The 10,625-nt window shown below is 60.0% G+C and carries 9 protein-coding genes; 7 read left to right on the top strand and 2 right to left on the bottom strand.

The genetic code is table 11. The features are described from left to right. Positions 1 to 143 precede the first annotated feature (143 nt). Positions 144 to 800: a GNAT family N-acetyltransferase gene (locus tag ACFVHU_RS05415; protein ID WP_105656966.1), complete on the bottom strand. Its 657-nt coding sequence runs from the start codon at positions 798 to 800 to the stop codon at positions 144 to 146. A 165-nt stretch (positions 801 to 965) separates the two neighbouring features. On the opposite strand from ACFVHU_RS05415, the gene ACFVHU_RS05410 reads away from it, so the two are divergent. Continuing rightward, a complete protein-coding gene (locus tag ACFVHU_RS05410) occupies positions 966 to 1,865 on the top strand; it encodes a rhodanese-related sulfurtransferase (protein WP_105656965.1) in 900 nt (299 codons plus the stop codon). Positions 1,866 to 1,919: 54 nt separating this feature from the next. Here the strand turns inward: ACFVHU_RS05410 and ACFVHU_RS05405 are convergent, their stop codons facing one another. Then, positions 1,920 to 2,498 carry a GNAT family N-acetyltransferase gene (locus tag ACFVHU_RS05405; RefSeq protein WP_105656964.1) on the bottom strand — a complete coding sequence of 193 codons (579 nt, stop codon included), beginning with the start codon at positions 2,496 to 2,498 and terminating at the stop codon, positions 1,920 to 1,922. A gap of 310 nt (positions 2,499 to 2,808) precedes the next feature. Here ACFVHU_RS05405 and ACFVHU_RS05400 point away from each other — a divergent pair, with 310 nt between their 5' ends. The 6 genes from ACFVHU_RS05400 to proC all read left to right on the top strand — a co-directional run bounded on the left by ACFVHU_RS05400 (position 2,809) and on the right by proC (position 10,552). Then, positions 2,809 to 4,161, top strand: a complete 1,353-nt coding sequence (locus tag ACFVHU_RS05400; protein ID WP_286172127.1) for a methyltransferase — start codon at positions 2,809 to 2,811, stop codon at positions 4,159 to 4,161. Between the two features lie 23 nt (positions 4,162 to 4,184). Beyond that, positions 4,185 to 4,835 (top strand): helix-turn-helix transcriptional regulator, encoded by a 651-nt coding sequence (locus tag ACFVHU_RS05395; protein WP_105657083.1) that lies wholly within the window; start codon positions 4,185 to 4,187, stop codon positions 4,833 to 4,835. Positions 4,836 to 4,984: 149 nt separating this feature from the next. Beyond that, complete coding sequence (gene topA, locus ACFVHU_RS05390; RefSeq protein WP_133833581.1) at positions 4,985 to 7,774, top strand: type I DNA topoisomerase; 2,790 nt, start codon at positions 4,985 to 4,987, stop codon at positions 7,772 to 7,774. 32 nt (positions 7,775 to 7,806) lie between these two features. Then, positions 7,807 to 8,826, top strand: coding sequence for a Ppx/GppA phosphatase family protein (locus tag ACFVHU_RS05385; RefSeq protein WP_105656961.1), 1,020 nt, complete (start codon positions 7,807 to 7,809; stop codon positions 8,824 to 8,826). A 54-nt stretch (positions 8,827 to 8,880) separates the two neighbouring features. Continuing rightward, complete coding sequence (locus ACFVHU_RS05380) at positions 8,881 to 9,705, top strand: sugar phosphate isomerase/epimerase (RefSeq protein ID WP_332485932.1); 825 nt, start codon at positions 8,881 to 8,883, stop codon at positions 9,703 to 9,705. Positions 9,706 to 9,709: 4 nt separating this feature from the next. Continuing rightward, on the top strand, positions 9,710 to 10,552 hold the full coding sequence (gene proC / locus ACFVHU_RS05375) for a pyrroline-5-carboxylate reductase (protein ID WP_105656959.1): 843 nt from the start codon (positions 9,710 to 9,712) through the stop codon (positions 10,550 to 10,552). Positions 10,553 to 10,625: the final 73 nt, after the last annotated feature.

Raw genomic sequence — 10,625 nt, 5'->3', positions numbered from 1 at the left:
TCTTTCGCTCTTTTTTTTTTAAACTAACCACCCACAGAACCCCCCTCCCCCGCTCCCCCCCCCCATCTTTGTGTTCTAAACCCCCCCCCCCCCCCCCCCCCCCCCCCCCCCCCCCCACGGCGATAAGAGTAATCTTGGAGGCCCTAGGCCTTGAACATGACAACCTTGCCCAGCGAAGTCCAGCCCAGCGAAGCGTAAAGCTGCTGGCCATCGACCGAAGCGATCAACAGGCCTTCATCAACATCGTGTTCTTGAGCCAGCGAAGCCAGCGCACGCATGATCAGGGTACCTAGGCCCTTGCGGCGGAAATCGGCGCCGGTGATGATGCGGTCGAAGATTGCGTATCCGCCAACTGCTGAGACATGGCCGGATGCCGCAACGACTTCCTGGTTGTCCTCGGGATGCAGCGAAACGTAGGCATGAGTGCCATCGCGTTCAATCTGGAAGACGAACCCGTCTGCAGGCAGTGGGACCTCGACGTCGTGCACGGCTAGTTCGGTGACCATCAGTGCTTCGTCATCGGCAGTGACCTGCAGGCCTACTTCAGCCGCAATGGCAACCAGATTCTCGGCGGAGTCGTCGAAAGCCGTCAGCCGACGGTTCGGGTGCTTCGTCAGGGTCTCGGCTACTGCTGCGAGTTCCTCTTTGGAGGGACCATAGATGACGTATTCCCAGTCTTCAGTGGTGTCGTGGCGCAGCGCAGCGTGGACCCGTCCTTCGTTGCGGGTTTCATAACCACGAGCCCCAGCCCAGCCTGCTACCCAGGTGCCAATCAGTTCATCGCTTGCGTTTGATGCCATAATTTGACCCTACCTTGTCTTTCCTAGGAATTAGCTGACATTGAACTAATCGTTGCCTACTTGGAACTATTGCACTGGCCGAGAGCTCGATATTTTCGGGAAAGATCAATGTGACATTGCTCTTTTCCTCGGCGTTTCGCGGCCAAAAGCTACTAACATTGTAGGGTGGCCATTCATCGTATTGTTCTGTATTACGCTTTTACTCCGCTCCCAGACCCGGAGGCAATCCGCCTTTGGCAGCGCTCGCTGCTGGAGCGCTGGGGCTTGCGCGGACGCATCATCATCTCCAAAGACGGCATCAACGGCACCGTTGGTGGCGAGATCTCCGCAGTCAAGGCCTACGTCAAGGCCACGCGAGAACTGCCAGCTTTCAAGAAGATGGATATCAAGTGGTCGGAAGGTTCGGCAGAAGACTTCCCGCGTATCTCCGTCAAGGTTCGCGACGAGATCGTGACCTTCGGCGCTCCTGGCGAACTGGAAGTTGACGAGAACGGTGTTGTCGGTGGTGGCACCCACTTGCGCCCCGAAGAACTTCACGAGCTGGTTGACAACAAGAAGAAGACCGGCGAGAAGGTCCATTTCTTCGATGGCCGCAACGCATTCGAAGCGCAGATCGGCAAGTTCAAGGACGCGATTGTCCCCGAAGTGGACACCACCCGCGATTTCGTTGCCGAGCTGGATTCGGGCAAGTACGACCACCTGAAGGACCAGCCGGTGGTCACCTACTGCACCGGCGGCATTCGCTGCGAAGTGCTTTCGGCTTTGATGGTCAAACGCGGATTCCAAGAGGTGTACCAGATGCAGGGCGGCATCGTCCGCTATGGCGAGAAGTACGGGGATGAAGGCCTATGGGAAGGCTCTCTCTACGTTTTCGATAAGCGCATGCATACCGAATTCTCCGAAGACGCTGTCACCATCGGTGAATGCGTGGGCTGCCAAGGTCCAACCAACAAGTTCGAGAACTGTTCGGACCCGGCCTGCCGCAACCTGCGCCTGTTCTGCGAGGACTGCGCAAAGGACGAAGCACTGCGCCGCTGCCCAGACTGCAGCACCGTAGACGCCTAACTTCAGCTTTCACCAACCGCGGCCTGGACTTTCCATAAGTCCAGGCCGCGTTTTCTATGCGGTCACCTTCGGCCACATTCCGCGCGACGCATCCTTGACGTCGACCTGTTCCACCTCGGTCCGGTAGATTCTCAGCCCTCGCGCCTGGTAGTTCGGTAGCGCCGCCGGTCCGTCCAGTGAGCAGGTATGCAGCCATACCCGGCTGACCTCAGGCAGCTGCGGCCATCGTGAACCCAGGGCCCAGGCCTGTTGCAGTGCTTCGCTGAGCAGCACCCCGCCAAGGCCGCGGCCGGTAGCTTCGGGAAATAAGCCGAAGTAGAAGATCTCGACCTCGCTGCCGGCGTCCGCGACTTCCGTGACGAGCTCCACGTACCCCTGGGGAGCACCGTGCTGGTAGAGCACCCAGGTTTCTGAGCCCGGGCGTCGGAGCACTTCGTCCCACTGGTCTCGGGTCGAACCCAGGCGGTCAGACCAGTTCAATTCGCTGCCCACGCTCTGATACAGAAACCGCGAAAATTCCGGGGTGATCTCCTTGGCCAGCTCGATCCGGGCGTCCTCGGGCAAGGACTTGGCCGAGCGAATGACATCAGCGGAGTCGAGTTGCTGGAGATAGGTCACCGTTACTTGGGTCATGCCCACATCATAGGTCGCCGTAGTTTGCCTGGCCTAGCTATCACCCGTTGAGTTACTCGGTAGACTTGGAGGTGTGAATGCTGCTGAATTTTCTTCCATTGATGACGCTCCCCAGAGCTACAATCAACTGCTCATCGACTCGCTAGCCAAAGACCTCACTGATGTCGGGTACAACTATGAAAATGTTGCGGGGCTGCTTGGTGAGGAAGCTGCGGCAGCATTTGCCCGCGACCAGCTCCACCCTGCCTTGCGAAACCTGGATCGTAGCAGGCCAGATAGCTCGCTTGCCTGTGTGGTTCGCCTCTTCCAAATGGGCCAGACCCAGGAAGACGCGGCCATCAATGCCGCCTTCCCGACATTGAAGACCGACGGATTGCTCAAGCTGGGCCTGATCGAGTCCTGGGCTACCGGTTACCGGGCCAAGATTGCCCTGGCGCTGCATTCCTCCGATGCTGACGGTGAATTGTGGGTGGCCCACGACCTGGGTGCCCACCAGCGTCCCGGCGTGTTGCGCACCGACCATGTGCTGGGCATTGGCCAGGCGTCCCTGACCCTGGCGCAGATCACGATCCGCGAAAAGGTCGAGCGCGCACTGGACTTGGGTACCGGCTGCGGCATCCAGCTGTTCCATCTGCTATCGCACGCGGAGCATGTTACGGCCACAGACCTGTCGGCCCGAGCCCTGGGCTTCACCCGCTTCAACCTGATGCTCAACTACCAGGCCCTGGAGCTGGATCCGGATAACCTCGAATCGCGGGTCACCCTGCTCCAGGGAAGCCTGTTCGATCCGGTGGCTGGATCCACTTTCAACCTGATCGCCAGCAACCCGCCGTTCGTGATTACCCCGCGAAGCAGCAACGAGCGCGCCAAGGACCGGTTCACCTACCGTGATGGCGGGATGGCCGGCGATACGCTGGTGAGCACCTTGATCGAGCAGGCTCCTGGCTTCCTGGCGCCGGGTGGCTGCATGCAAATGCTGTCAAACTGGGAGATTCCTCGCCTAGATGATGAATCCAACCAGCCGTGGGATGCCCGCGTGCGCCAGTGGTTCGGCGACCAGCTGGACGTGTGGGTGATCGAGCGCGAGCAAACAACGCCAAGCGGCTACGCCGAGACATGGCTGCGCGACGCTTCCCAGACCGAGGACAGCACTTCATACATCTCCGCCTACAACGCATACCTCGATGACTTCGAGTCCCGCGGCGTGGGTGCCATCGGCTTCGGTCTGGTGTACTTCCGCCGTCCAGCCGCAGGCCATCCGGTACTGCAGCGCTACGAGCAGATCTCGCACCAGGTGGAACAGCCGCTGGCCCCGACCCTGCAGCGGGACATTGCCATGTCCGACCAGCTGGCCGCCGCCAATGAAGGGTTCAAGGATTGGCACCTGCTGGTGGCCGAGGATGTTACTGAGGAGCGCCATCAGCGTCCGGGGGCGGAGCACCCCGGCGTGATCTTGCTGCGGCAGGGGGCAGGGCTGCGCCGTACTGAATTGCTTGATACCGCGCAGGCAGGATTTGTTTCCGCCTGCGATGGTGATTTGTCGGTATCGCAACTAGTCAACGCGTTGGATTCCTTGATTGGAGAAGGGCAAGAAGACTTCGCGGACCTGCTTTATGAAGCAGTGAAGCGACTCTTGCGACATGGCCTGCTTCAGAAAATGTGAAACAAGCGCTAAAGTTTTTCCCTATGACACGGAACACAATTGAGGAACAAGGTGGGGCCGCCTCGCGCGATGAGGCGGAAATCCCACAAGTTGTCTCGATCACTGACCCTCAGGCGATTCGAGCGTTGGCCCATGACGCTCGACTGATCGTCTTGGATGAGCTCTTTGCTTCGCAGACCACCCGCACCGCTACAGAACTTGCATCCTTGTGTGCGCTGACACCTAGCGCCATGAGCTATCACCTCCGGGCCCTGGAGAAGTACGGGTACGTGATTCGTGCTGCCAGCGAAGGAGACGCACGCGAGCGGCGGTGGCGAGCGGCTGGTGAACGGCTAGAGCTGAACACGCAGATCGACTCGGCGAACGCCAAAACTGCGTACTTGAACGTGCAATTGAACGCATTCCGCACCCGGCTCAATGCTGAAGTCCAGCGGCGCGAGGCAGAAGCGAAGACCGGAATCGCTCCGGACCCGGATCGTCCGCCGATGCTGACTAGCGGTTTGGTCTTCCTCTCGGAAGCCAAGCAACGCGAGTTCAACCGCAGAATGCTGGATCTGGTCTACGAATACGAGGCACAGGCAACAGCCGAGGAACGCAGTATTGATTCGCGGCGTATGTTCTACTTAATCTCATTGCTTCCCGAATACCAGAGCATGGGGGAGGCATCATCATAAGCATGCCCGGCTCAGGGAGCGCAGATTCTTCGGTGTAAGATCATCGGGAAATGTGCTTATAGAGTAGGCATGAAGAACGAAGCTGCGATGGCGGATCGATCAGGGCCCGGAAATGGGTGTCCAAGGTCCGTGTTGTCTAAAGGAGTGCTGTGCCCCCCAAGGCCAAGGAAAAGACTGGTAAGAAACTCGTAATCGTGGAGTCTCCTGCCAAGGTGAAGTCGATCGCCAAATATTTGGGTGAAGGCTTTGACGTGGATGCCTCAGTGGGCCATATCCGCGACCTTCCGCAGCCCTCAGAACTGCCAACCGAGCTGAAAAAGACCTCAGTAGGCAAGTTCGCTGTCGATCTGGACAACGACTTTGAGCCTTACTACATGGTCTACCCGGACAAGAAGAAGCGCGTTTCCGAACTGAAGGCGAAGCTCAAAGAAGCTGACGAACTTTACCTCGCAACCGATGCGGACCGCGAAGGCGAAGCCATCGCGTGGCACCTGCTGCAGGTCCTGAAGCCAAAGGTTCCGGTACGCCGCCTGGCATTTACCGAAATCACCAAGGAAGGCATCGCCCGCGCACTGGAAAACATGCGCGAGCTCGATACCGACCTCGTCGACGCCCAGGAAACCCGCCGTGTCCTGGACCGCCTCTATGGTTACGAAATTTCACCGGTGCTCTGGCGCAAGGTGGCTCGCGGGCTGTCCGCAGGCCGCGTGCAGTCCGTGGCAACCCGTTTGGTCGTCGAGCGCGAACGCGAACGCATGGCCTTCATCCCCGCCGGATACTGGGATGTGAAGGGCAACTTCGCCACCAGTGAAGGCGAAGGCTTCGCAGCGAAGCTCTCGGCAGTGGACGGCGCCCGTGTCGCCTCCGGCCGTGACTTCGATGACCGCGGCCAGCTGAAGACCACCCGCAATAAGCTGGCCCACCTGGATCAGGAGTCGGCCCAGTCGCTGGTGGCGAACCTGTCGGACACCGGCTTTGCGGTGACCTCCGTCGAGGACAAGCCGTACACCCGTCGTCCGGCCGCCCCTTTCACCACCTCCACGCTGCAGCAGGAAGCATCCCGCAAGCTGCGCTGGAGCTCCAAGATCACCATGCAGATCGCTCAGCGGCTGTATGAAAACGGCTACATCACCTATATGCGTACCGATTCGGTCTTCCTCTCAGGCGAGGCAGTGAATGCCGCGCGCAAGCAGGCAACCGAACTGTATGGCGCGGATTCCGTTCCAGCCAAGCCGCGCGTCTACAAGGCGAAGAACGATGCCGCGCAGGAAGCCCACGAGGCAATCCGCCCGGCCGGTGACATGTTCCGCCGCCCGAAGGACGTGCGTTCCTCGTTGTCCAAGGACGAGTACGCATTGTACGAGCTGATCTGGAAGCGCACCGTCGCCTCGCAGATGGCCGATGCCAAGGGCTTCACCGCCACCATCAAGCTGCAGGGCACCGCCAGCGATCAGCGCGTGGCCGAGTTCTCGGCCTCTGGCACCGTAATCACCTTCCGCGGTTTCCTTTCCGCCTATGAGGAGGGCAAGGACGAACAGGCCCTGGAAGCCGCGGCAGAGAATGCCGAAGCCCGCCTGCCGCAGCTGGCTGTGGGCCAGCAGCTGGCCGGCGATGAGCTGACCGCTCTAGGCCACGAAACCTCCCCGCCGGCTCGTTACACCGAAGCTTCGATCGTGGCCGAGCTGGAAAAGCGCGAGATCGGCCGCCCGTCGACCTACGCGCCAACCATCTCCACGATCATGGACCGCGGCTATGTCACCAAGCGAGGCGGCGCCCTGGTGCCGAGCTGGATCGCCTTCTCGGTGATCCGCTTGCTCGAAGAGCACTTCGCGAAGTACGTGGACTACGATTTCACCGCCCGCCTGGAAGATGATCTCGATGAGATCGCCAAGGGCCATCGTGCCCGCACCGACTGGCTGAACCTGTTCTACTTCGGCAAGGGCGCGGAGACCGAATCCGAAGGCTTGAAGCATGTGGTCGATAACCTCGGCGACATCGACGCCCGTGCGATCAACTCGATCAAGGTCACCGACGACATCACCTTGCGTGTGGGCAAGTTCGGCCCGTACCTGGAACGTGCCATCCCGGAAGGCGCCGAGGAAGGCACCGAGCCGCAGCGCGCCAACGTGCCTGAGGATCTGGCCCCGGATGAGCTGACTGCCGAAAAGGCAGAGGAGCTCTTTGCCAACTCGCAGGTCTCCGAAATGCACTTGGGCATTGATCCGGAAACCGGTCGCCAGATCGTAGCCAAGGATGGCCGCTACGGCGCCTACGTCACCGAGATCATCCCGGAGCCAACCGAAGAGGAATTGGCGGCCCAGCCGGTCGAGTACTACAAGAATGGCAAGCCGAAGCCGCCGAAGAAGCCAACCAAGGTCAAGCCGCGCACCGCGTCGCTGTTCAAGTCCATGACTGTCGAATCAGTGACCTTGGAAGATGCCCTGAAGCTGATGAGCCTGCCTCGTGTACTGGGTGCTGACGCTGACGGCGAAGAGATCACCGTGCAGAACGGCCGCTTCGGTCCGTACCTGAAGAAGGGCAGCGATTCGCGCTCGATCGAGAGCGAAGAGCAGATCTTCACGATCACCTTGGACGAAGCGCTGGCGATCTACGCGCAGCCGAAGCAGCGTGGCCGTCGTGCCGCGGTACCGCCATTGGCCGAGTTCGGAGTGGACCCGACCAGCGAGAAGAACATCGTGGTCAAGGATGGCCGCTTCGGTCCATACATCACCGACGGCGTCACCAACATCACTGTTCCGCGCACTACCTCCATGGAGGAACTGACACGCGAGCAGGCTATCGAGCTGCTGGCCGACAAACGTGCCCGCGGACCGGTGAAGCGCACGGCAAAGAAGGCGCCGGCCAAGAAGCCAGCAGCCAAGAAGACCCCGGCGAAGAAGGCTACGGCCAAGAAGACGACCGCGAAAAAGACTGACTAGTCTTTCTTGCCAGGCCTAACGAGGAGCGCACCATGAGACTCGGTGTATTGGATATCGGTTCGAATACCGTTCACCTGTTGCTCGTCGATGCATATCCGGGAGCCCGCCCGGTTCCCTATGCCTCGCACAAGCGACCCTTGTCCTTGGTGCGCTACCTCAATGAGTATGGCGCCATAACTGAAGAGGGCCAGCGCGAGCTGATCTCCTTCATCAAGGAAGCCGCCAAGTTCGCCGAAAACCACCAGGTTGAGGACTTCATGGCTTTCTGCACTTCAGCGATTCGCGAATCCTCCAACGGTGCTGCCGTCCTGGAACGCGTCGAAGTCGAGACAGGCGTGAGCTTGATGGAACTGACCGGCGAAGAAGAAGCCGGCATGACCTTCTACTCCGTACGCCGTTGGTTTGGCTGGTCTTCGGAATCCATCCTGAACCTGGATATGGGCGGAGGCTCGCTGGAGCTGGCCTTGGGCGTTGACGAGTTCCCGCAAACAGCCTTCTCCGTGCCCCTGGGTGCCGGCCGGCTGACCCGCGAATGGCTTCCTAACGACCTGCCGTCCATCAAGGAAGTCAAGGAACTGCGTACGTACGTGCGTGACGTTCTCACGGACCCGACTACCGAGCTGCGCCAGTATGGCAAGCCCACCTTGGCCACCGCTACTTCCAAGACTTTCCGCTCGCTGGCTCGCATCACCGGAGCCGCGCCGAGCACGGAAGGCCCCTATGTTAAGCGCGTGCTCAATCGTGACGCATTGAAATTGTGGACCAACCGATTGACCGCGATGAGCTGGGCTGAACGGGCAGAATTGCCCGGTGTCTCGGAGATTCGCGCCCCGCAACTGCTTGCCGGGGCGATTGTCGCTCACGAAGCGATGAATGCCTTGAAACTGAAATCTGTGCGGATTTGCCCTTGGGCGATTCGTGAAGGCTTGATGCTGCGACGTTTTGATCACGTGATGTTTGACTCTGCGACACCGCTCAGTAGTAGCGTTGGAGTTGGGGAAGTAGCTCTGGATAACGAGAAGTACAAATTTCTCGCCAAACCCAGCAGCTAACCTTCTTGGCTAAGCGGTGCCCGCACAGTGGACACGGTAACAGGAGGCAAGAGCATGGAAGACCAGAAGAGCACAATGAAGGTGCCAGTCACCCTCTCTAGCGCGTCAGTTTATCCGCTGACCGTCCATGACGCCTTCGCGATGGCCAAGGACGTGGGATACGACGGGCTGGAAGTGCTGATTACCGGCAACGCAGCCAGCCAATCTGCGACCGCGCTCAAAGCCTTGATGGACAAGTACCAACTGCCGATCATGGCCATCCACGCACCGACACTGCTGCTCACCCAGCAGGTGTGGGGCTCTGCTTGGGCCAAGATCGAACGTTCGGTCATCCTGGCCCAAGCGGTCGGCGCAAATGTGGTTGTCGCCCATCCGCCATTCAGGTGGCAGGGCTCCTACGCCGAAGAATTCGCCGAAGGCGTGCAGCGATTGGTTGAGACCACGGGGATGAAAATCGCCGTGGAAAACATGTACCCATGGCGTGCCCGGGGCCGTGAAGCGAAAATGTACCTTCCGCACTGGAACCCAGTCCCGCAGCACTACCAGCATGTGACCTGGGATTTCTCCCATGCGGCGATTGCCAATATGGATTCGCGCCAAGCCGTCGAGGACCTGGGCCAGCGACTGGCGCACGTTCATCTGTGCGATGGTTTGGATAACGGCAAAGACGAGCACCTTGTGCCAGGCCTGGGCACCCAACCGGTGGCCGAAACGCTGCAATATCTGCGTGATGCCAATTGGAGCGGAACCGTAGCGGTCGAGGTCTCCACACGCAAAGCTCGGAACACCGGGCAAAAAGAAGAATGGCTGGGAAAGACCCTAGAATTTGCCCGCCAGCACTTAACAGTCGGCAGCGACCCCAAGCCAATGACACAATAGCCATATGAGTGAAGCAACAAAGAATCTGTCCCTGTCCTTCCTCGGCGCCGGCTCCATGAACGGCGCCATCCTGCGTGGCATTATCGCCTCGGGCCATGACCCGCAGCTCATCACCGCTACCGTGCGAAGCGATAACCGCGTAGCGGAACTGCGCGAATTGGGCATCAACGTCTTGGTCAGCGAGGAAGATCCCGAAGCCAACCGCCGGGCTGCCGCCAGCGCAGACATTATCTTCCTGGGCGTGAAGCCGGTAGGCATCACCGAACTGTGCGAGGAGATTTCCGGATCGCTGGACGCGCAGAAGGTCGTTGTTTCCGTAGCCGCCGCTATCACCCTGAGCAGCATGCAGTCTCATCTGCCAGCTGGCCAGCCGGTCATCCGTTCCATGCCGAACACCCCTTTGATGGTCGGTGCCGGCGTGGTGGGAATCAGCCCGGCGGCAAGCGTGAGCGACGAGCAGACCAAGTTGGTCACCGATCTGCTCTCCGGATCCGGCGACGTGCACGTCATCGACGAAGAGCAGCAAAATGCGCTCTCGGCAATTTCCGGGTCCGGTCCGGCCTATGCTTTCTACCTGGCTGAGGCCATGGCCAATGCCGGTGTGGCCATGGGCTTGGATGAAAAGCTTTCAATCGCGCTGGCACGTGCCACTGTGGCCGGTGCCGGCAAGATGCTCTCGAACCCTGACGCGGATCCCGCGACCCTGCGCAAGGCGGTAACCAGCCCGAAGGGCACCACCGAGCAGGCTATCGCCACCTTCGATGAGCAGGGAATTCCAAAGATTATTGCTGCGGGCACGCAAGCGGCAGCCGCCCGTGCAGCGCAGCTGAGTGAAGAGCTCGGCTAGGAACGAGCATTCAATACGGCGGTGGGCGCGTATCGATTTCTGACGCGGCCGCGGCGAGTTGACGTGACGATAT

The sequence above is a fragment of the Glutamicibacter sp. NPDC127525 genome (genome assembly GCF_042672105.1).
In the GTDB taxonomy this organism is placed as follows: Bacteria; Actinomycetota; Actinomycetes; order Actinomycetales; family Micrococcaceae; genus Glutamicibacter.
This window is presented reverse-complemented; position numbering and strand designations above follow the sequence as displayed.

Excerpts from the sequence above, each read along its gene's own strand:
- ACFVHU_RS05415 (WP_105656966.1), bottom strand. The coding sequence starts at position 800 with ATGGCATCAAACGCAAGCGATGAACTGATTGGCACCTGGGTAGCAGGC.
- ACFVHU_RS05405 (WP_105656964.1), bottom strand. The coding sequence starts at position 2,498 with ATGACCCAAGTAACGGTGACCTATCTCCAGCAACTCGACTCCGCTGAT.
- ACFVHU_RS05400 (WP_286172127.1), top strand. The coding sequence starts at position 2,809 with ATGGGCCAGACCCAGGAAGACGCGGCCATCAATGCCGCCTTCCCGACA.
- ACFVHU_RS05395 (WP_105657083.1), top strand. The coding sequence starts at position 4,185 with ATGACACGGAACACAATTGAGGAACAAGGTGGGGCCGCCTCGCGCGAT.
- ACFVHU_RS05385 (WP_105656961.1), top strand. The coding sequence starts at position 7,807 with ATGAGACTCGGTGTATTGGATATCGGTTCGAATACCGTTCACCTGTTG.
- ACFVHU_RS05380 (WP_332485932.1), top strand. The coding sequence starts at position 8,881 with ATGGAAGACCAGAAGAGCACAATGAAGGTGCCAGTCACCCTCTCTAGC.
- proC (WP_105656959.1), top strand. The coding sequence starts at position 9,710 with ATGAGTGAAGCAACAAAGAATCTGTCCCTGTCCTTCCTCGGCGCCGGC.